Origin of the sequence: Mucilaginibacter gossypii, assembly GCF_900100945.1 — a bacterium.
Taxonomy (GTDB): domain Bacteria; phylum Bacteroidota; class Bacteroidia; order Sphingobacteriales; family Sphingobacteriaceae; genus Mucilaginibacter; species Mucilaginibacter gossypii.
The window spans coordinates 180,267-201,257 of sequence record NZ_FNCG01000006.1 but is presented as its reverse complement, the minus strand read 5'-3'; the positions used below and the strand labels follow the sequence as shown (position 1 = coordinate 201,257).

The 20,991-nt window shown below is 41.5% G+C and carries 23 protein-coding genes; 10 read left to right on the top strand and 13 right to left on the bottom strand.

The features are described from left to right. The first annotated feature begins 328 nt into the window (after positions 1-328). Positions 329-862 carry a DUF4142 domain-containing protein gene (locus BLS28_RS14045; RefSeq protein ID WP_091168061.1) on the top strand — a complete coding sequence of 178 codons (534 nt, stop codon included), beginning with the start codon at positions 329-331 and terminating at the stop codon, positions 860-862. On the opposite strand, the gene BLS28_RS14040 is transcribed toward BLS28_RS14045, so the two are convergent. Both BLS28_RS14040 and BLS28_RS14035 read right to left on the bottom strand, forming a co-directional pair. Next, complete coding sequence (locus tag BLS28_RS14040) at positions 854-2,056, bottom strand: DUF763 domain-containing protein (RefSeq protein ID WP_091168058.1); 1,203 nt, start codon at positions 2,054-2,056, stop codon at positions 854-856. The genes BLS28_RS14045 and BLS28_RS14040 overlap by 9 nt on opposite strands. Positions 2,057-2,255: 199 nt before the next feature. Next, positions 2,256-4,166 (bottom strand): AMP-dependent synthetase/ligase, encoded by a 1,911-nt coding sequence (locus tag BLS28_RS14035; RefSeq protein WP_091168055.1) that lies wholly within the window; start codon positions 4,164-4,166, stop codon positions 2,256-2,258. A gap of 143 nt (positions 4,167-4,309) precedes the next feature. Here BLS28_RS14035 and BLS28_RS14030 point away from each other — a divergent pair, with 143 nt between their 5' ends. Next, positions 4,310-4,906 carry a short chain dehydrogenase gene (locus BLS28_RS14030; protein ID WP_091168053.1) on the top strand — a complete coding sequence of 199 codons (597 nt, stop codon included), beginning with the start codon at positions 4,310-4,312 and terminating at the stop codon, positions 4,904-4,906. A 270-nt stretch (positions 4,907-5,176) separates the two neighbouring features. Next, entirely contained in the window at positions 5,177-6,007 is an 831-nt protein-coding gene (locus BLS28_RS14025) for a nuclear transport factor 2 family protein (RefSeq protein ID WP_091168050.1), read from the top strand. Positions 6,008-6,129: 122 nt separating this feature from the next. Here the strand turns inward: BLS28_RS14025 and BLS28_RS14020 are convergent, their stop codons facing one another. The 3 genes from BLS28_RS14020 to BLS28_RS14010 all read right to left on the bottom strand — a co-directional run bounded on the left by BLS28_RS14020 (position 6,130) and on the right by BLS28_RS14010 (position 8,333). Further along, on the bottom strand, positions 6,130-6,456 hold the full coding sequence (locus BLS28_RS14020; RefSeq protein ID WP_091168048.1) for a HesB/IscA family protein: 327 nt from the start codon (positions 6,454-6,456) through the stop codon (positions 6,130-6,132). Positions 6,457-6,587: 131 nt separating this feature from the next. After that, positions 6,588-7,001 carry a Fe-S cluster assembly scaffold IscU gene (iscU, locus tag BLS28_RS14015; RefSeq protein ID WP_076378185.1) on the bottom strand — a complete coding sequence of 138 codons (414 nt, stop codon included), beginning with the start codon at positions 6,999-7,001 and terminating at the stop codon, positions 6,588-6,590. Positions 7,002-7,121: 120 nt separating this feature from the next. Continuing rightward, entirely contained in the window at positions 7,122-8,333 is a 1,212-nt protein-coding gene (locus BLS28_RS14010; protein WP_091168046.1) for an IscS subfamily cysteine desulfurase, read from the bottom strand. A gap of 110 nt (positions 8,334-8,443) precedes the next feature. On the opposite strand from BLS28_RS14010, the gene mce reads away from it, so the two are divergent. Next, positions 8,444-8,842, top strand: coding sequence for a methylmalonyl-CoA epimerase (mce, locus tag BLS28_RS14005; protein WP_091168044.1), 399 nt, complete (start codon positions 8,444-8,446; stop codon positions 8,840-8,842). Between the two features lie 13 nt (positions 8,843-8,855). Here the strand turns inward: mce and BLS28_RS14000 are convergent, their stop codons facing one another. Continuing rightward, positions 8,856-9,965, bottom strand: a complete 1,110-nt coding sequence (locus tag BLS28_RS14000) for an NHL repeat-containing protein (protein ID WP_091168042.1) — start codon at positions 9,963-9,965, stop codon at positions 8,856-8,858. A 241-nt stretch (positions 9,966-10,206) separates the two neighbouring features. Between BLS28_RS14000 and BLS28_RS13995 the strand changes: the two genes are divergently transcribed. The 5 genes from BLS28_RS13995 to prmA all read left to right on the top strand — a co-directional run bounded on the left by BLS28_RS13995 (position 10,207) and on the right by prmA (position 14,081). Beyond that, complete coding sequence (locus BLS28_RS13995; RefSeq protein WP_090524811.1) at positions 10,207-10,455, top strand: type B 50S ribosomal protein L31; 249 nt, start codon at positions 10,207-10,209, stop codon at positions 10,453-10,455. 64 nt (positions 10,456-10,519) lie between these two features. Next, positions 10,520-11,704, top strand: coding sequence for a GlmU family protein (locus tag BLS28_RS13990; RefSeq protein WP_091168038.1), 1,185 nt, complete (start codon positions 10,520-10,522; stop codon positions 11,702-11,704). 116 nt (positions 11,705-11,820) lie between these two features. Then, positions 11,821-12,585, top strand: coding sequence for a triose-phosphate isomerase (tpiA, locus tag BLS28_RS13985; protein WP_090524814.1), 765 nt, complete (start codon positions 11,821-11,823; stop codon positions 12,583-12,585). Between the two features lie 133 nt (positions 12,586-12,718). Further along, on the top strand, positions 12,719-13,189 hold the full coding sequence (locus tag BLS28_RS13980; RefSeq protein WP_091168035.1) for a hypothetical protein: 471 nt from the start codon (positions 12,719-12,721) through the stop codon (positions 13,187-13,189). A 55-nt stretch (positions 13,190-13,244) separates the two neighbouring features. Then, a complete protein-coding gene (gene prmA, locus BLS28_RS13975; RefSeq protein ID WP_091168320.1) occupies positions 13,245-14,081 on the top strand; it encodes a 50S ribosomal protein L11 methyltransferase in 837 nt (278 codons plus the stop codon). Between the two features lie 131 nt (positions 14,082-14,212). On the opposite strand, the gene BLS28_RS13970 is transcribed toward prmA, so the two are convergent. Together BLS28_RS13970 and BLS28_RS13965 are read right to left on the bottom strand one after the other, a co-directional pair. Then, on the bottom strand, positions 14,213-14,854 hold the full coding sequence (locus tag BLS28_RS13970; RefSeq protein ID WP_091168032.1) for an NAD(P)-dependent oxidoreductase: 642 nt from the start codon (positions 14,852-14,854) through the stop codon (positions 14,213-14,215). 53 nt (positions 14,855-14,907) lie between these two features. Next, a complete protein-coding gene (locus BLS28_RS13965) occupies positions 14,908-15,315 on the bottom strand; it encodes an Rrf2 family transcriptional regulator (RefSeq protein ID WP_091168030.1) in 408 nt (135 codons plus the stop codon). A 310-nt stretch (positions 15,316-15,625) separates the two neighbouring features. On the opposite strand from BLS28_RS13965, the gene BLS28_RS13960 reads away from it, so the two are divergent. Then, positions 15,626-15,967, top strand: a complete 342-nt coding sequence (locus BLS28_RS13960; protein ID WP_090524822.1) for a helix-turn-helix domain-containing protein — start codon at positions 15,626-15,628, stop codon at positions 15,965-15,967. Between the two features lie 23 nt (positions 15,968-15,990). On the opposite strand, the gene BLS28_RS13955 is transcribed toward BLS28_RS13960, so the two are convergent. The 5 genes from BLS28_RS13955 to BLS28_RS13935 form a co-directional block, all read right to left on the bottom strand. Then, entirely contained in the window at positions 15,991-17,112 is a 1,122-nt protein-coding gene (locus BLS28_RS13955; RefSeq protein WP_091168026.1) for an N-acetyltransferase, read from the bottom strand. An 85-nt stretch (positions 17,113-17,197) separates the two neighbouring features. Continuing rightward, entirely contained in the window at positions 17,198-17,392 is a 195-nt protein-coding gene (locus tag BLS28_RS13950) for a hypothetical protein (RefSeq protein WP_091168023.1), read from the bottom strand. 140 nt (positions 17,393-17,532) lie between these two features. Then, a complete protein-coding gene (gene scpB, locus BLS28_RS13945; RefSeq protein ID WP_091168021.1) occupies positions 17,533-18,084 on the bottom strand; it encodes an SMC-Scp complex subunit ScpB in 552 nt (183 codons plus the stop codon). A gap of 66 nt (positions 18,085-18,150) precedes the next feature. Beyond that, positions 18,151-19,275, bottom strand: a complete 1,125-nt coding sequence (gene mqnC, locus BLS28_RS13940) for a cyclic dehypoxanthinyl futalosine synthase (protein WP_091168016.1) — start codon at positions 19,273-19,275, stop codon at positions 18,151-18,153. Positions 19,276-19,424: 149 nt separating this feature from the next. Continuing rightward, on the bottom strand, positions 19,425-20,927 hold the full coding sequence (locus tag BLS28_RS13935) for an ATP-binding cassette domain-containing protein (protein WP_091168014.1): 1,503 nt from the start codon (positions 20,925-20,927) through the stop codon (positions 19,425-19,427). Between the last annotated feature and the right edge of the window lie 64 nt (positions 20,928-20,991).

Genomic DNA, 20,991 nt, shown 5'->3' with positions numbered 1-20,991 from the left:
TATAAAATTCAATTCCCTAATGCTGAGCTGATTATATTCATGGGCTAAAATAGTTGCATTTTAACATTTTTATAACCGCAGCTGTTAAGCGAATTAATTTAAATATAAAAAAGATTAACTATAAATACAAGTGTGTTTTTTATAAGCCATGTGTATGTTTAAACTGACAATCCGTTTCTTTTTGAGGCCGCCATCGGCTGTAAAATATTAATTTTAATACCTGCGAACAAGCTGTTTTAAACGATGGTTAGATGCTGAATTTAGATGGAATAAGGATAAAAAACCACAGCGACTTTTTTTTGTTATATTGAAACACTAAACTATCAACATGAGCCGATTAACCAGCTTTTTATTATTCCTGTTCGCTTTAGTGATGGCACAATCATGCCAAAGTAATCGGCATGCCAATAATTATAACAAGGCCCTGGTTGATGATAACGGTTTATTGTTTATTAAAAGCGGGGAAGAATCAACTCTCGCCTCTGTAAAAGCATCTGGTTTGGCAATCGCCAATTCAAAAAATCAGCGCGTTATTCAGTTTGCCAAGCTCATGATTGATGACCATACCATGCTGGCAGATGATTTTAAAAAATTAAGGACCGATAATTTTATTGCCGATTCGGTTGTTATTAGCCCTATGCATCATCAAATTATTAATGATTTGGATACAAAACGCGCCAGCGCGTTTGACAAGGCCTATATCCAATTGGTTATAAACGATCATACTGAACAAATAGCTTTATACAAAACAGCAGGAAAAGACCGGAGAAATACAAGCCTTGCCGATTTTGCAAATAAAATGTTACCTGGTTTACAAGCTCATTTAGATACTGCAAAGCTGATTAGCAGTACATTAAAATAACTTTAATTGCTGCTCGACAGGTGGTTTGGCTTTGCCAAAAACGGTACGGCCCCCATATTTCCACGAGTCGTTGCGTTCCTTTTCAATAACTTTATCAAAGTTGGCATTGGGCGTGAAATCTTTTTCAGCCCTTTCGGCTATTTGGGAAAGGCGTTTGATAGCTTCATTTTTATCGCTGTTGCCCATTTTTGCTTTTTGAATAGCCGTTTGCAGGGTGCTTAAGGTTTCGTCATAAACTTTGGTAGGCACCGGGAATGGGGCGCCATCTTTGCCGCCATGTGCAAAAGAAAACCTCGCCGGGTCTTTAAACCGGGATGGTGTGCCATGGATCACTTCACTTACCAGGGCCAGCGACTGTAAGGTGCGGGGCCCTAAGCCTTGCAGCAATAGCAGTTCTTCAAAATCTTTGGGTTGTTTTTCGTGTGCCAGCCAAAGTACGGCACCAAGGCGTTTTAGGTCGACATCTTTGGCATGTACTTCATGATGGCTGGGCATCACCAGTTTACTGATCTCGTTGAGCATGATGCCCGGGTTTTCGGCGGCAATCTGCATAACACCATTGCGCGAACCATCCGCTCCCTTATCTGTCATGTTAAGGATATAGCCGCTGTTTTTACCATAGATAAAAGTGTGCGGGTCGTTAACAAATGAGCTTAACTGTTCGGAATGCCAGTGGTATCTGCGGGCCGTACGGCTTACATCGCTCATGCCTTGCTGCACCACGGCCCATTTGCCGGTATCGCTTAAAATAAAATTATGCGTGTAAAGCTGGAAGCCATCTTGTATGGCGGTATTATCAACTTTGGCGCTCAGCTTGCTGCATTTTACCAGGTAATTTGCATCAAGTCCGGTGGTTTGGCCAACCTTGACCAGTTCGGCAGGTGTTTGAGTAGAATGTTTTCCTTTACCGCCGCAGATATAAATGCCCAATTCGCGGCTATGCGGGTTGATTGACCTTTTTAAAGCTCCCATTACAGAAGTGGTTATGCCCGAGGAATGCCAGTCCATCCCCATAACAGCTCCCAAACTCTGAAACCAGAAAGGATCGCTTAGCCGGCGAAGCACTTCATCTTTGCCATAGTCCATCACAATGGTTTCCACCACAGCAAGGCCAAGTTTAGCCATGCGCTCGGCAAGCCATTGCGGTACATAGCCATAATGTAAAGGTAAGTCAGCACTGCCTGATCGCTTCATGCTAACAAATTTAGTATTTTTTGGGGATTACACCGATTGTTTTTTTTGAGATTACACCGATTGTTTGATGAGTTTCGGATTGATAGATACAAAAATGCCGCAGATTTGAGTCTACGGCATTTAAGTTATTAATCAAAAATAATCTAATCAGATTTTCAAATCGGTGAAATCAAAAATTAATCGGTGTAATCCCCAAAAACTAATCTTCCTCCGTCTCCCCAACATACAGTTCGTCAATATCGGCGGCGTATTTTTTTTCGATGACCTTACGTTTGGCTTTCATCGTAGGGGTGATTTCGCCATCATCCATGCTGAAAGGGTTACGTTTTATCTTGAATGATTTGATGCGTTCAAACTTAGCCAGCTCATTGCTGTATTTCCTGATGTCGGCGCCTATCCAGTCAATTATTTCTTTATCATCAATGAATACTTCAGAACGTTCAAAGAAATCATTTTGAAGGTTGAAAGTTTCCTGCAGGGTCTCGCGTGCCGGCACAATAATGGCGGCAATGTATTCGCGTTTATCGCCCACTAAAAACACCTGTTCAATTTTAGGGCTTTTGAGGTAGGTGTTCTCTACCGGAGTAGGGTAGATATTTTTACCATAGGCATTCACCAGCATATTTTTGAGACGGTCAGTAATTTGAAGGTTACCGCGGAAAAACCTGCCGATATCGCCGGTATGGAACCAGCCGTGCGAATCAATAACGGTGGCGGTTTCTTCGGGCTTGTTCCAGTAGCCTTTCATTACGCAATGCCCGCGAACAATGATCTCGCCTTCTTCGGTAAGGGTATCTTCTTTAAAGTTATCATGAGTTTGGATGCTGTAGATATGTTTGGTATCCACATTCTGGATAGCCACTTCAATACCGGGAATAATACGACCAACGGTGCCATAAATTACCCTATGGCGCTCTGTAACCGCCATTACGGGGGATGTTTCGGTTAAGCCAAAACCTTCTAAGATTACAATGCCCAGGTCGCCAAAAAATTCACCGATGTTTTTAGGCAATGCTCCACCTCCTGAAACCATGAATTTCAGCCGTCCGCCGGTTTTTTCCTTGATCTTGCTGAATACCAGTTTCTCGGCAATGCCGTGTTGTGCCTTCAGGATTACGCCCGGTGACTTACCGGCCTCCTGTACCAGGCGTACTTTTTTACCGATCTCAAATGCCCAAAGAAAGATCTTAGTTTTAAAGCCGCCTGTCGATGTGCCGCTTTTGATCGCTTTGTCGTGGATACGTTCCAGTAACCGCGGCACGCAGCAAAGTATAGTAGGTTTAACCTCGCCCATGTTTTTGGCCAGCAGCTCCAAACTTTGGGCGAAAGCTATTTGTGATCCCCGGTAAATAGCTATATGGTAAATGGTGCGCTCAAATACATGCGATAGCGGCAGGAATGATAAAAATCTATCAGTTTTTTCAACAAACGGAATCTGAATTAAACTATTGATAGCGTTTTGCGTGAGGTTATGGTGAGTTAGTACCACGCCTTTAGGTACCCCTGTAGTCCCCGAAGTATAAATGAGGCATGAAGTATCAGTTGTTAAGATAGCTTCACGTGCGGCATTAATGGCATGGCGATATTGCTCCAGCAATTTGCTGCCTTCGGCAATTACCTGGTCAAAACCAATTACGCCTGCATTTAAGCTTACCTTATCGCTGAATTTTTCAAAATCATCAAACGCCGGGATCAGGCGGATTAATTCCGGACAGTTGTTTGCCACTTTTAAAACTTTCCTGAACAGGAAAGGGTTGCCACAGATGATAGTACGAGCCCCCGAATCATTTAGGATATATTCTATCTCGTTTTCGGTGAGGGTGGGGTATATAGAGGTGTTAACAGCACCAATCTGTTGCAGGGCCTGATCATAATAAACGTAATTGGGGCCATTTTCAATGATGAGCGAGAGCCTGTCGCCCTTCCTGATACCGATGTGCAGGAACCAGGCCGAAATCGCGTCTATTTTTTCTAAGGCTTCACCGTAGCTGATTTCTACCCAGGTATCTTTAACTTTATGGAGCAGGAAAGTATGATCTAAAGGATGAATTTTGGCAACGGTATTGCGAATGAAACTTGGAACAGTTGAAAGCTCGGTATTTTTACTCATTTATATAATCGGATATTGGAACAAATCTAAATCTATTTTTATAAAAACAAGCATTGATACGGGTATTTGACAACTGAACGTGTTTTACTTTGTGATGATGCTGATTTACGTTAAGCTTACTAACTTGGATAAAAACATATACTATGAAGATAATTATTATCGGTGCTTCGGGCACTATTGGCAAAAAAGTTACCGAAGCATTGCAAGGCAAAAACGAGATTATTACTGCAGGCTCAAAAAGTGGTGATTTTCAATTGGATATTACTTCACCCGAATCAATTGAAAGATTTTATGAAAAGGTTGGCCCGTTTGATGCGTTGGTGAGTACTACAGGATCGGGGCATTTTGGCCCACTGGCGAGTACAACCCCTGCCGATTTCAAAAAAGGAATTGAAAGCAAGCTACTTGGGCAGATAAATCTTGTACTGATAGGCCAGCATTATATTAATCATAAGGGCTCATTTACGCTTACCTCAGGTATCCTATCGGAAGATCCGGTTGTAAACGGCGTGAATTTGGGTACCATTAACGGTGGGCTAAATTCCTTTGTAATAAGTGCGGCCATTGAATTACAAAATGGTGTGCGGATCAACGCGGTAAGTCCGGGTGTTGTTGAGGATTCACCTGGTTACTTTGAATACTTCCCCGGCCACGAGCCCGTTGCTATGGATAAGGTAGCCAACGCTTACGTTAAAAGCGTACTTGGGGCCATTACAGGACAGGTGATCAAGGTGTTTTGATAAAAACAAACTACATGTCATTGCGAGGAACGAAGCAATCGCACGGAAGTATAGCCACCCTATATAGCATGCGATTGCCAAGCTGCGCTCGCAATGACATTATTTTATTTTCCAAACTTTCCCTATCTTCACTGCATAATTACTATCTCTACATATAAAACAAGGGTCGCCTAAGGCCCCGGCCTGTTGATACAGGTTTGGTAACGCGCTGCTTTTTGCGGTAGTGTTTAGTATTGTCTAAAAATTTCAAATCAATTTTATTTAACGGTAATGAAAATTACTCAAGTATTTACTTTGGGCATTTGCTGCATTTTTACGTGCATTGCCCTGGATGCAAAATCTCATACCTGTATGGATACCATAACCAATAAACAAAAAGTGCTGTCCTTTTATAAACAAATAGTGGGGCAACGTAAAGCTGAGCTGATCCCAGAATTTATAGCCGAAGATTATAAACAACATAACCCTACCGTTAAGCAGGGGAGGGCAGGCATAACAGAAATGGTCAATTATCTGAAAACTTTACCACCACCGCCCGAAGATGCAAAGTCGCCAATTGTAAGAGCGATACAGGATGGCGACTTAGTAGTTACCCATCTTGATGTTTCATTTATGGGGAAGCGGATGGCTGTGATCGACCTTTTTAAGTTAAAGGACGGTATGTTAACAGAGCACTGGGATGCTATCCAGCCTTTGCCCGATGAAAGCGGGAAAACAGTCACTGCTACTAATGGAATAACTGAAATTGATCATAATGCCTCCACAGAAAGTAGCAGATCTGTTGTTGAGCAGTTTTATAAATCGGTTGTAAATAAACAATCTGATAATCTGTTTATTGATGCTGCTTACATTGAGCATGCTGCTTCTGTAATTGCATCAGGTTTGGGATTGGCTGATTATCTTGCTGAGCCTGATCGATCTGTTAAAATTCATAGGCTCATTGCTGAAGGGGATTTCGTGGTAACCCAATCGCAGTTTAACAGGAGCGGCAAAACGTTTGTGTTTTATGAGATATTCAGGGTGGCTAAGGGTAAAATTGCAGAACACTGGAGTGTGGAACAGGTTGTACCCGATGATGTTAAAGTAGAGGATATGTTTTAGTGAATTCAGCTGAAAGCTGGCTCATGTTAAAACACGGGCTGGAAGCCCGCGGCAGCTTTGCAGCTTTAGTAAAACAAAAAGAGGCGCTCATCGCGCCTCTTTTTATATTTTAAGGTTAATTTTTATACCGAAAAACTTTCGCCGCAACCGCAGGTACGGCTGGCGTTAGGGTTGTGAAAATTGAAGCCTTTACCGTTAAGACCGTCAGAAAAATCAAGTTCGGTACCGGCGAGGTACAGGAATGATTTCATATCAAGCGCCATGCGGATGCCCTGGTCTTCAAAAAACTGATCGCCTTTTTTCTCTTCGTTATCAAAATCAAGATTGTATGATAAGCCCGAGCAACCACCGCCCTGAACAGATACACGCAGAAAATACGAGGCATCAAGCCCTGCATCCTGCATCAGGTGTTCTATTTTGCTTTTTGCTTTATCAGTTACAGTTACCATTTTAAAAAGAATCAAGATTGTTAGAATCAAGAGCCAGGATTTTTCAGCCTTCTCTTACGTATCACACTAATTAAAATTTAAGATACAGGAAAAAGTCTTGTTTTCTTGACTCCTGCATCTTAAAGTCTTTTTTAGTGGTGTACTTTTTCGCTTTCAATTGGCGCTAAGCCGTTTTTTACGCGGAAATCATTGATCGCTGCTTTGATAGCGTCTTCAGCTAACACCGAGCAGTGGATTTTTACCGGTGGAAGGGCAAGCTCTTCAACGATATCCATGTTATCGATTTTCATAGCGTCATCAATGCTTTTACCTTTAAGCCACTCAGTAGCTAATGATGAAGAAGCGATTGCCGAACCGCAACCGAAAGTTTTAAATTTTGCATCGGTGATAACATTGTTATCATCAACCTGGATCTGCAGGCGCATTACGTCGCCGCACTCAGGTGCACCAACTAAACCGGTACCTACTTTGTGGCTGCTTTTATCCAAAGTGCCCACATTGCGGGGGTTAGTGTAGTGATCGATTACTTTATCTGAATATGCCATTGTCTTTTAGTTATTGAATTAGTGAGTTAGTGAATTATTGAATAATTTAAACTCGTAATATTTATTTTTTGTATCTGAAATGAAAAATCCGAAATCGAACCTCCCAAATCCGAAATTAAATTAATGTTCTGCCCACTCAATTGAGTTAAGGTCGATACCCTCTTTAAACATTTCCCAAAGTGGTGAAAGGTCGCGCAGGTGGGTAACCGCTTTTTTGGTTACTTCAATTGCGTAATCAACTTCCTCTTCGGTAGTGAAACGACCTAAGCCGAACCGGATAGAAGAGTGTGCCAGGTCATCAGACAGGCCTAAGCTTTTCAATACGTATGATGGCTCCAATGAAGCAGATGTACAAGCCGAACCTGATGATACAGCCAAATCTTTCATAGCCATCATCAAGCCTTCACCTTCAACATATTTAAATGAAATGTTGGCTACATGTGGTAAGCGGTGTTCAACGTTACCGTTTACATAGCTTTCTTCCAATACGGTTAAAGCCGATTGCAATTTATCGCGCAAAGCTGAAAGGCGTTTTGCTTCGCTTTCCATTTCCTGGCCGCAAAGTTCGCATGCTTTACCTAAGCCAACAATACCCGGTACGTTAAGGGTACCTGAACGCATACCGCGTTCGTGACCGCCACCGTCCATTTGGGCCGTAACTTTAACCCTTGGTCCTTTACGGCGTACATATAATGCACCAACACCTTTAGGGCCGTATATTTTGTGTGCTGATAAAGCCAAAAGATCAATACCATCAGCATTAACGTCAACAGGAATCTTACCTACAGCCTGTACAGCATCGGTCATAAATAATGCGCCGTGTTTGTGGGCAATAGCCGAAATTTCTTTAATTGGCTGAATAACACCAATTTCATTGTTGCCATACATAATCGATACCAGGATGGTTTCAGGCGTCATTGCCGCTTCTAAAGCTGCAAGATCAACCAAACCATCTTCTTTAACTGGCAAATAAGTTACTTTGCCGCCCAGTTTTTCAACGTGTTTGCAGGCATCAAGTACAGCTTTATGCTCTGTAACAGTAGTTATGATGTGGTTACCTTTATCTTTGTACATTTCAAACACCCCTTTAATAGCAAGGTTATCTGATTCTGTAGCACCAGAGGTAAAGATGATCTCTTTTTCAGATGCGCCTATCAATTTGGCTACCTGTTCGCGTGCGTAATCAACCGCCTCCTCTGCAACCCAGCCAAACGCATGGTTACGGCTTGCTGCATTACCAAATTTTTCATTAAAATATGGTAACATAGCCTCCAGTACCCTTGGGTCCATCGGTGTAGTTGCATTGTTATCTAAATAAATTGGGATATTCATAGTTCTTTTGAAATATATTAACAAAACAAAGATACGCAAGTTTTTATTGAAATTCAGCTAAAATCCTTCGCAAATAACCAAAGCTGACCAATAATTTACAATATTTGGACATGAACAAAGTGGAGCACATTGGGATAGCAGTTAACAGTGTTAAATTAGCAGGCGAGATTTACGCTAAACTGTTGAACACACCGGTATACAAAACCGAAACTGTTGAGAGCGAACATGTGATTACCGCCTTTCTGCAAAGCGGGCCGAACAAAATTGAACTGCTCGAGGCTCTTAATGATGATAGTGCCATTGCTAAGTTTATAGCCAGGAAAGGCCAGGGGATTCATCATATAGCTTTTGAGGTAGATGATATTGAAGCTGAAATGAAACGCCTTAAAAATGAGGGTTTTGTTTTGTTAAATGATAAGCCTAAGCAAGGCGCGGATAATAAACTGGTTTGCTTTGTGCACCCCAAAAGTACTAATGGGGTGTTGGTAGAGTTGTGCCAGGAAATTTAAACTTTAATCGATATTATTTTGCAGGTGGGATAATTTTCCTGATCCTGGCATTTTGTTCGTCGCCAACATATATGTTACCGCTGGCATCTACCGCTATGCCATGGGGATCGTTAAATTTGGCCTGTAAGTTTGCACCATCATAAAAGCCCCTTTCTTTTGTGCCTGCAAACGTAGTTACCTCGCCACTTGCTGCTATTTTTCTAATCAAGCTTAGGTTATCGGTTACATATATGTTTCCGTTTTTATCTACAGCTACACCCAGAGGCCCGTTGAAGGTTGCCGATGTTGAAGCACCGTTGTCAGATCCGGGTGCAAGCTTGCCGGTAACTGTTGTAACTACCGCGGCGGGGGTTATTTTCCTGATCATATTATTACTATAATCGGCTACATAAATATTATCTGCACCGTCAATAGCTAAGCCTTCCGGTAACCGAAAATTGGCTTCTGAACCTGTTCCGTCTGCAAAACCGGGACCCGAATGCACATTGCCTGCAAATGTTGTAACATCCTGTGATGGCGTAATTTTTCTGATAATGTTATGATTATCTGTTATATACAGGTTGTCGGCGTGGTCAATTGCTATTCCCGCCGGGCCATTAAAGGTTGCTAACGGGCCTTTTCCATCGTTAAAGCCTATTACTCCCGAACCAGCAAATGTACTCACAGTGCCGTCGGTTGCTATTTTTCTAATTACGTTGTTGCCAAAATCGGTAACATAAGTATTCCCTTTCGAGTCGAGCGCAATACCTATCGGATTATTAAATTTTGCCAATTTGGCGGGGCCGTTAACCAGTCCGTCCCCCGTCCCGCCCGCCAGCGTAGTTACAATGCCTTCGGACGTAATTTTGCGGATAGCATTGTTGCCCTGGTCGGTAACATACAGATTGCCGGCGGCGTCTACCGCTACACCATTAGGATTATTGAGTGCTGCATTTGCTCTTAGGCCATCAACATATCCATACGTGCCATTACCTGCCAGGGTATAAGTATGTCCCGGAAGATTTTCTAATTTGGGGTTGTCATCCGTGGCTGGGGCTGGTTTATCTTTACTGCAGCTAAATAATGCTACAGAAGTTGAAATTGCAATAAGTAATAAAGCGGGAACAAATCTTTTATTATTCATGTATGTGGATATGGTTCAAGTTTGATTATTACAACAACAAACAGTCGGTTTTATTGTAGCTATCGTTAAAAAGCTATCAAATAGTGCAGGGAGACTGTTTCCCTAAATATAAATTTAAAGTAAATTGATAGGCATCTTATCTGGTTGATTTTATTTTTAATTTGCTTTTCCAGTTTTCACTTTTATTATTACATTTGCACCTCTTTTAAGTAAAGTACAGAAGGTAAGTTTATATAATATAATGAAAAAAGATCTGCATCCATCAAACTATAGGTTAGTTGTATTTAAAGATATGTCAAACGACTACTCTTTTATCACTAAATCTTGCATCGATACCCGCGAAACCGTTAAATGGGAAGATGGTAACGAATATCCATTGGTTAAATTAGAGATTTCTCACACTTCCCACCCGTTCTACACCGGTAAAATGAAACTGGTTGATACTGCAGGTCGTATTGACAAATTCCGCTCACGTTACAACAAAAAGTAATTTTTGTTTAATTAATATTTACAAGTCCCGGCTTTGCAGTCGGGACTTTTTTTATTTTTGCGCCATGGCAATTATCCTTTTTGACGATAACGCACACCATACGCTGTTACCGCTTACCTATACCCGGCCGGTTGCCGATCTTCGTATCGGGATGCTTACCATTGCCGAAAAATGGGCCAGGCATTTAAAAAGCGCTTATTCTTTTCAAACGCTTGATTACTTAAAGATTAAGTTCCCGGTAAATATTGAGGCTGATAACGTTTTTATCAATGGCGCTATATGTCCGGATGAAAACCTGGTTGAAGCAATTGATAAACTACAAACCGGGCAGGCGCTTAAATACAATGATCAGTTAATAGCCGTTAAACTTAATGCCCCGGATGCGGAAAGTTTTGACGCTAATGCTGATTTTGGCGATGTGATAAACTATTCTAACCTTTTTTTATCGATCAAATACCCTGAAGATATTTTCAGAAAGAATGACATTGAGCTTCGTAAAGATTTTCAACTGCTTACTAAAGGACGAACAAGCGCGGCTGTCAGTTCAACCAATGTTATTATAGGTGATGATTTTTTTGCTGAAGAAGGTGCTGTTGCCGAATGTTCGACATTTAATACGACTAACGGACCGATTTACCTTTCGGCTAATACCGAAATTTGGGAAGGTACCCATATCCGCGGGCCATTTGCTATTTGCGAACATTCGCAGGTGAAAATGGGGACTAAGATTTATGGTGCTACCACCGTTGGGCCGTATTGCCGGGTTGGGGGCGAAATAAATAATTCGGTAATTTGGGGATATTCCTCAAAAGGTCACGAAGGCTACCTTGGCAACTCGGTTTTAGGCGAATGGTGTAATATCGGTGCTGATACAAACAATTCAAACCTGAAGAATAACTACGCCGAAGTAAAACTTTGGGATTACAGTACACAACGTTTCCGTAAAACGGGCCTCCAATTCTGCGGCCTCATTATGGCCGATCATGCAAAAAGCGGGATCAATACCATGTTTAATACCGGTACAGTAGTAGGGGTAGGGGCCAATGTTTTTGGGGCAGGTTTTCCGCGTAACTTTGTGCCCGACTTTTCATGGGGAGGCGCGCAGGGCTTCGAAGTTTATTTGATCAATAAAATGTTTGAAACCGCTCAGAAAGTATTCGACCGCCGCGATCACCGTGATTTTGATGAAATCGAACAGAATTTATTAACAGCCATATTTGAACAGACGGAGAAGTATAGGCAGTTTTGATTTTTGTGAGTGGTTGATTAGGTGAGTGGGGTAATATCACCATTTAATTGAACTTTATGAACTACTCACCTAATCAACCCAATCAACCATTCACTAATAAATAAAATAATAAAATCATGAGAAAGAAAATCGTTGCCGGAAACTGGAAAATGAACCTTGATTATAATGAAGGTTTAGCTTTATTTTCAGAGATCATCAACATGGTAAAAGATGAGGCTACCGGCACGCAGGAAGCAGTGATCTGCAGTCCGTTCATCCACATTCATAGCCTGGTGCAATTGTCAAAGGGTTATAGCAAAATTGCTGTTGGTGCACAAAATGCCCACCAGGAAGAAAAAGGTGCTTACACAGGTGAGATCTCTGCTAAGATGATTAAATCTACCGGTGCCGCTTATGTGATCCTTGGTCACTCAGAACGCCGCCAGTATTTTGGCGAAACCAATGCTTTGCTTGCCAAAAAAACGGATACTGCTTTAAAAAATGATCTTCGCCCTATCTTCTGCATTGGCGAAACCTTGCAGGAGCGTGAAGCCAATACACATTTTGATGTGATCAAAACTCAGTTGGTAGATGGCATCTTTCACCTTGATGCTGAAGCTTTTGCTAAATTGGTTATTGCTTATGAGCCGGTTTGGGCTATTGGTACAGGTGTAACTGCTACATCGGCACAAGCACAGGAAATTCACGAATTTATCCGTAAAGAAATTGCCGCTAAGTATAGCCAGGAAGTTGCTGATGCTACTACCATTTTATACGGCGGTAGCTGCAACCCAACCAATGCTGCCGAACTGTTTGCTCAGCCTGATATTGATGGCGGCCTTATCGGCGGTGCTTCTTTGAAATCGCGCGATTTTACGGATATTGTTAAAACGTTTAATTAATATTAGATATGAGATTTTAGATATGAGATATGAGAAAATGCGCAAACATAATTTCAAACAGAAAAAGGGTTGCGCTGTTTATGAAAAATAAACTCTCAAATCTCATATCTCACGTCTCAAATCTAACAGAAGCATGAAGCTTTTAAAAGTTCTTTTACCCGTTTTGGTCGATTTTGGCGTGTTTTGGGCGGTTGTATACCTCAATATGCCCGATCACCCTATGCGCATTGGCGAAATTGGTAATGGTAACCTGTATAGCCTCATGGCCTACTTCAGCCTTTTTTGGACCTTATTGCTTGCAGATGGAGTCCTCACCCAGTACCTGATCATCATACCACTTTGGAATTGGGTTAAACATAAAGGAGCTTCGGCGCGCTTTATTGCCGGAAGCTGCATTGCCCTGGTTTGTATATTATTTGCCGGTGCCCTAAGCTATATTATATGGTTGCCCGAGGATGGATATAGCCCCCTGTTTAGTTTTTGGTGGTATATGACCGAAATACAAGCTGTTTACTGGATTGTTAACTTTGTTGTACTGTATTTGCTCGACAGGAAGAGGATAAGCGCAGATAGCGAGCCGGCTGAACCTGAAGCTGCCGCTTAAATTCTCTGCCGGCTGACCGGATTCCTGGTGAAGGTTAATGACGAAAAAAATCAAAATGAATTACTACGAACTGTTTTTTACCACCATCACTACCGAAGATTACCAGCAAGACCTGCTGATAAATGCTTTGGGTGAGATAGGTTTTGATACTTTTGAAGAGCTTGAGCTTGGCTTTAAAGCTTATATTCCCGAAGATGTTTTTGACCAGCAGGCGCTTGATGCACAACTTTTACCCTATAAAGACCTGTTTACTTTTAGTTACGAGATAATGCTCATTCCGCAGAAAAACTGGAACGAGGTATGGGAAAGTAATTTTGAACCTATAGAGATAGGGGATAAGATTTATGTACGGGCAACCTTTCATGAACCAAAGCCTGAGTTTGATTATGAGATTGTTATTGACCCTAAAATGGCGTTTGGCACCGGGCATCATCAAACCACAGCTATGATGCTGGGGCTGATGCTTGAAAATGAATTTGCCGGTAAAAAAGTGCTTGACATGGGCTGCGGTACGGGGATCCTTGCTATTATGGCAGCCAAACTGGGTGCCGACGATATCACCGCCATTGATTACGACCCGGTTTGTTATGAAAGTACTATCGAAAATTCGGCTTTGAATAATGTGGGTAATATCAAACCACTTTGCGGGTCAAAAGAAGTTATCCCCAACGAGCAATATGATACTATCCTGGCTAACATTAACCGTAATATCCTTATCGACCAGATGCCGCGTTATGCTGAAGCGTTAAAGACCGATGGCGAGATTTACTTCAGTGGTTTCTATGAATCGCCAGACCTGGATATCATTACCGACGAAGCCCGCAAGTATGGCCTGAAATACATTACCCATAAAAAAGATAAGGAATGGGTAGCTGCTAAGTTTATTAAATGAACCTTGATTCGTAGGATTTTACGATGGCCTGATTTATTGTAGCAAAAAGAAAAGCTTATGAAGAATAAAACTTCATAAGCTTTTTACTTTCTATCAGGGGAATCCTAAAATCCTGCAAATCATGGTTCTGATTAATATCCCACAGTAAACCTTCTTTTCACAAACTGGTTGTTTTCCAGTTCATCCAATATAGCAACTGCCAAATCTTCAACCGAAATTTCGTGTTCGTGCTTGTCATTAAACACAGGCTCATCCGTACCGATACGGTATACGCCTGTGCGGGTGCCAGGATGCAGGTGTATAGCCGGGCTCAGGAAGGTCCAGTCTAAATCTTCTTCTTTTTTGATGATGTTCAGGTAATCGCGGGCCGCTGTGGCGCCTGTTTTCCATTCGGCAGGGAATTGAGGGCTGTCAACTAATTGTACGCCCGGAGTAATAAAAAGGCTGCCTGCACCGCCTACAACCAACAGGCGGCTTACACCAGCTTGTTTAGTGGCCTGTTGTATAGCCTCTGACCCTTTAATAAAATCATTGTACAGGTTAGGGTTACCCCAGCCGGCGTTAAATGAGTTTATAACAGCATCATGCCCTTTCAATGTTTCGGTTAACTCATCAACGTTATATACATCGGCAGTTTTAAGTGTTAATTTAGGGTTTTCAATATCTGTTTTCGGGTTACGGGCTATAGCAGTTACCTCGTATCCACGTTGTAACGCTTCGTTTAAAACGGCTTTGCCTACAAAACCTGTGGCTCCAATTAATGCGATTTTCATTGTTTTTGCTTTTATATTGTAATTAAATTTGTTACAGTTTGTTTTAAATTTTTTTAATCAAATTGATTTACAAAATCAAAAATGGTTATGGTGCTTAGTTTTGTGATAATGGCTGCTTCAACCTCATCGGCCAAATGATCAAGGTGAGCTCCAATTTGCTTACCGACAGGGCAGGCAGGGTTGGGCTTATTTTTAGCCTGGCCTAAAGCCGGCGGCAGTTTTACAGCTTTATAAACATCAGCAAGGGTTATTTTTTGAGGGGGGAGGGCGAGGCAATAACCGCCTGTTTTACCTTCCTTGCTTTCAATAAGCCCGCAGACGCGTAATTTGCGCATTTCTTTACGTACCAGAACAGGGTTTACGTTCATGCTGCCGGCAACATAATCAGACGATAATAGCTCGCCCGGCTGCTTACAAAGCAGGGTTAATACATGGGTTGCTATTTGAAATTGTCCGTTCATTTATCTGTAATAAAAAATATTACAGTACAAAAATGAAATTTTAATTTTAAAAAGAAGAATTTTTTGCGCTTTTTTGCGCACTAAATTACAATGGGATGAAAATCCAGACCTAAATTACTCGAAAAAAATACCGTGTAGCAGGTATGTTTTAGAATGATTTATTTGCTTTAATTTAAGGGATTTGCCAATCGCAACAATTAACTACACTTTAAAATAAAAAATTACGCAAATTAGTTGATAATTAGCGTGATAATAAATATTATTGTAAAGTAATTAACTTTTGCGAAACCTACACTATTAATTTAACCAAATGAAAACTCTCGGAAAAAAAATCAGATTATTACGTCATCAAAAGGGGTGGAGCCAGGAGGATGTTGCAAAGAGATTGGATATTTCAATTCCTGCTTTCTCAAAGATTGAAACAGGGATCACTGATATTAATTTATCAAGGCTTGAGCAGATAGCAAACCTGTTTGAAATGTCAGTAGTTCAGTTGCTTACGTTTAATGATACCGAACAGGATCAGAAATTTGTTAACGAGCTTGAAACCGTTAACAAACGCTTAATGGACCGTGAAACTGAAGTAATCGATTTGCAGAAAAAAGTAATTGAGCTATTTGAAGAACTTCGACATTCAAAAGTAACCGCATAATTTGGTGGCCCGGTTTGGCCGGGCTAATCAAAAATGTAACGCATTGTTAAATGCTTTTTGCCAAATGTAGCACCAACTGCTTCATGGATGGCTATCATTTTGTCGTTAAAATCGCCTACCCAGGATAGTTCAAGCTCATCATAACGCTTGAGAGGCAATACATATTCCTTTAATTTTATAAACATAGCCGACTCGAGGCCATGCTTTTGGTACTTTTGTTTTGTGCCCATCACAATAGCCCGCATGCGGGATACCCCTTTCCAGCGGTAGTATAAAAATTTGAGCTTACCTATCAGGTTCAGTTTGCCGTTTAGCGGTTTAAGCATCTGGTTGGCGTCGGGTAAAATGATCATAAAAGATGCTGGTTCATCGTCAACGTAAGCAAACCAAATCAATTTTTCGTCCATCAGGGGCTTCATTTTTTCGAAGCTTTCCATGATCGTATCGTATGTGATAGGAACAAAGTTTTCGAAATCTTTCCATCCATCGTTATAAACCTCAATGAAATCAGCTGCGAATTTTTCTATTTTTTTTATTTCAAAATGCCTGAAATCGTACCCTGGCTTTTTGGCTACCCAATTAGCTATTTTGGTAAACCGCTCGGGGAAAGGTTTATGAGCGTCAACATGGTTAGTGATCTGCGCGTACTGGGTTTTAAAGCCGTACTCGTCAAAAAAGGCCTGGTAATACGGATGATTATAGTTCATTCCATAAGAGGGCGGGGTGAAACCTTCAACCAGCAAGCCCCAAAAATTGTCGTTTTCGCCAAAGTTGATGGGGCCGTCCATGGCTTTCATGCCGTTTTCCCGGAGCCAGTTTCTTGCGGTATCAAATAAAAAAAAGGCAGCTTCTTTGTTATCGATACACTCAAAAAAACCCATACCGCCGGTTGGCTGCTCGTAATTGTATGCCTTTTTTTCATTAATAAAAGCAGCAACCCGGCCAATTAGATGGCCATTGTCATCTGTCAGGATCCAACGGGTACATTTACCATGTTGATGAAAGTTGTTTTTTGCCGGGTTAAATACAGCTTCAATATCATTATCAAGCGGGCAAACCCAGTTATCGTCATCTTTATAAATGATGCGGGCCACATCTAAAAAAGCCTTTTTTGTTGTTTTGTCCTTTACTTCTGTTACTTTCATTTATTGTACGCTACCGGTAGATAATAAAAAAAGCATCCAGAGGCATAGTCTGAATGCTTTGTAAAATGTTATGTATTAAAAAGAATTAATAGTCGTCTTCGTCTTCGTCATCGAATGACTCGTAACCCCTGCCCAGATCATCATCTAATGGTCCGTCAAAATCATCATCATCGTCATCAACTACCTTCTTTTTCACTTTTGGGTCAAACTCATCATCATCATCAGGATCATTATCTGAGTTTTCGATCTTTTTAGTGTTCGGTTTCTTTGGCGCTCCCATTGTAATGGATTTTATAAATTAAACTTTGTCAATAATAATAATTAAAATCAGATAAAGAAAAGCGTTTCTAAAATCTTTTACCCTATTGATTCAATAGTAAAAATAATGAAAAATGGTTTTTTTTAAAACAGAAATTAAAATTATTCTGATTGCTCGCCAATGGTGGCCGTGTTGTTTGTAAAGTCCTTAAGTTGAGGTAATTCCTCAATGTTGTTAATGCCAAAATAGTCCATAAACAAAGCACTGGTACCATAAAGGATAGGTTTTCCGAGCCCTTCTGATTTGCCAATTATAGCTATTAGCTCTTTTTCGAGTAACTTTTGGATCGAATAATCGCAGTTTACACCCCTGATCTGTTCTATATCGGGCTTAGTTACGGGTTGTTTGTAAGCGATGATAGCCAGGGTTTCCAAAGCGGCCTGGCTTAGTTTTTTCTTTGACCGTTGCAGCTGCAAAAGGTTAATAACAGCATGATATTCCTTTTTTGTGAGGAATTGATAGCCGTTGCCAATTTTAACCAGCTCAATAGCTAAGCTATGATGCTGGTATTTTTCGTGGATCCTGCCTATAGCATCGGTTACTTCTTGTATATCAAAATCGCGCTCAAAAGCAGCCTGGAGGCAATACATGATCTCTTCCAACCGGATTGCCTGCTCTGATGCAAAAATTAGGGCCTCTATGTATTGTTCCATTTTTAGTCAGTGGCAGTTGCAGTTTTTAGTTGCAGTTACTTTTTCACTGCTACTGCTACTAAGGGCTTAATAATTTATAACCTGTTCTTCAATTTCAACGGGAATTTCGCGCCACTCGTATCGCTGGGTACGAAGCTGGGGCTCAAAGCCGGCTTCTTTTATGGATTCCTGGATGCCTTTAGCAGTAAACCTGTGAGGTGCACCGGCTGCGGATACAACGTTTTCTTCAATCATGATCGATCCAAAATCGTTAGCACCGGCGTGCAAGCAAATTTGGGCAACCTGTTTACCCACGGTAAGCCATGAAGCTTGAATATTTTTTATATTAGGCAACATGATCCGGCTCAAGGCAATCATGCGGATATATTCGTCGCCGGTAACATTATTGGTGATACCGCGTACTTTACGTAAGAGGGTACCATCATCCTGGAAAGGCCAGGGGATAAATGCTATAAAACCATAGTTGCCTTCAGGTTTTTCGGCCTGTACCTCGCGGATCCAAACCAAATGTTCAAAGCGCTCTTCAATAGTTTCAATGTGGCCGAACATCATCGTAGCTGATGTTGGCAGGTTAAGCTGGTGAGCAGCACGCATGACATCAAGCCATTCCTTACCGCCGCATTTGCCTTTTGATATCAGGCGGCGTACGCGGTCGTTCAGGATCTCGGCACCAGCACCCGGTAATGAATCCAGGCCTGCTTCCTTCATTGCTCTTAGTACCTCAATATGCGCCATGCCCTCTAATTTGGCAACGTGCGCAATTTCCGGCGGACCTAATGAATGCAGTTTTAATTTCGGATAAAGCTGTTTCAGTTCGCGAAACAGGTCGGTATAAAATTTTAAGCCAAGATCGGGGTGATGCCCGCCCTGTAACAGCAGTTGATCGCCGCCGTAACGAAATGTTTCCTCGATCTTCTTTTTATAAGTTTCAATATCAGTAATATAGCTTTCCTCATGACCAGGACGGCGAAAGAAATTACAAAACTTGCAATTGGCTATACAAACGTTGGTAGTGTTAACATTACGGTCAATTTGCCAGGTAACCTTGCCATGCGGAACCTGTATTTTACGAAGTTCGTTGGCTGTGTACATCAACTCGGCAGTAGAGGCGTTGTTATACAGGTAAACGCCTTCTTCAAGCGTTAAAAAATCAAACCGCAAAGCGCGCTGCAACAGATCGGCTGTATTCATATCACGCAAATATACGCAAGTTGGTAATTTGATTTTAACGGCTGTTAAATAATTGACAAAAAAGATAGAAAGGAAGCGTAAAGCCTAAAGCAGAAAGCCCAAAGCTTGTTATTCCTTCAGCTTTCGGCTTTCAACTTTTGGCTTTCAGCTTAAAAAACTACCTTTCCCTTATCCAACCTCAAAACTTTATCAACACTGTTGGGTATTTCACGTTGATAGTGGGTAACATAAATAAGTGTAACATTGCCCAGGCTGCAAATGGTATCAACCAGGTTTTTAAAGTGGAGTTGCTGATGATCGTCCATTCCCTGGCAGGGTTCATCAAAAATAAGCAGTGCCGGATTTTTAATGAGCGCCCGGGCAAGCAGACAGAGGCGTTGTGCACTTGCCGGGATGTTTTTGAGCAATACACGCGCGTACTTTTCAATTTCCAAAGCCTTCATCCATCGTAAAGCAACCTCTGCACGGTCTTTATTGCTTGGCCTGAATAAGCCGAGGGTGTCGTAATAGCCCGACTCGATTACCTGCAAACAGCTATTATCAGTAGGGAAGTACTGATGCAGTTCGGGCGATACGAAGCCGATTTTTTTTTTGATATCCCAGATGCTTTCGCCTGTCCCGCGTTTTTTATCAAATAAAATAATGTTGTTAGCATAAGCCTGCGGGTTATCTCCGTTGATTAAGCTTAGCAACGTTGATTTGCCTGCCCCGTTAGGACCCAGCAAAGCCCAATGTTCTCCAGGGTTAATCTGCCAGTTTACATCATCCAGCACCACCTTATCGCCATACTTAATGTGTACCTTATCCATTTTTACAATGTGCTTGTAAGTGGCAGGGTTTTTATCGATGTTGAGTAAGGCATTCAATTCATTGGTATCAATTGTATCGCTTTTGTCCTGCTCAAAAAGTTCTGCTTTAAAATCCTGTTTTAGGCTTTCGTGGATAATAGCCCCTTTGCTTAACACGGCGACATGGGTAATAGCTGTTGGGATTTCATGGATAGAGGTGGCTATTATGATGTTAATACCTGATGCCATGATTTGCTCAATAATGCCATTAAATTCTTCGCGGGTTTTTATATCAAGGCCGGTTAGGGGGCTGTCCAGCATTAATAGTACCGGATTTTTAAGCAGGGCGGCTGCCAGCATCAGGCGTTTGGTTTCGCCGTTTGATAGTTTAATGATCTGTTTATTGAGCAGTGGTTCGAGCCGTAATAATGAAACTACTCTTTCAAATGTCCAGGATGTATCGGTGCCGGGAAAGTGCGGTATCGTATTAAGATAGTCTATAACGGTAAGCGCATCTTCCGAATCGGATGAATTATAGCGTTGCTGGTAGTAGAAATCAGTAGTGTTTGAAAGATTGCGGAAATGATGTTTAGGCTCAACCAGGGCTATAAGCTTATGTGGCGTGGCAATATCACCGGCCTTGAAAAATTTGGAGTACTCATTCCAGAAATGATAATCTATTTCACCCCCTGTGATATTAAAACGCCCGGCTATGGTTTGTAGCAGGGCACTTTTCCCCGATCCGCTTTCGCCGATAAGAGCCCAGCTTTCGCCTTTTTTTATACTAAAGCTTAAGCCGGTAAATAATGTCGTATTTAAAAAACGTACAGTTGCTTTATTTATTGATAGAAGTGCATTTGTCATAGCTTAACCAGTAGAGTAGCGTGTAAATGTACTCATCTGAGTTAAAGCCATAAAAAATTTTTGT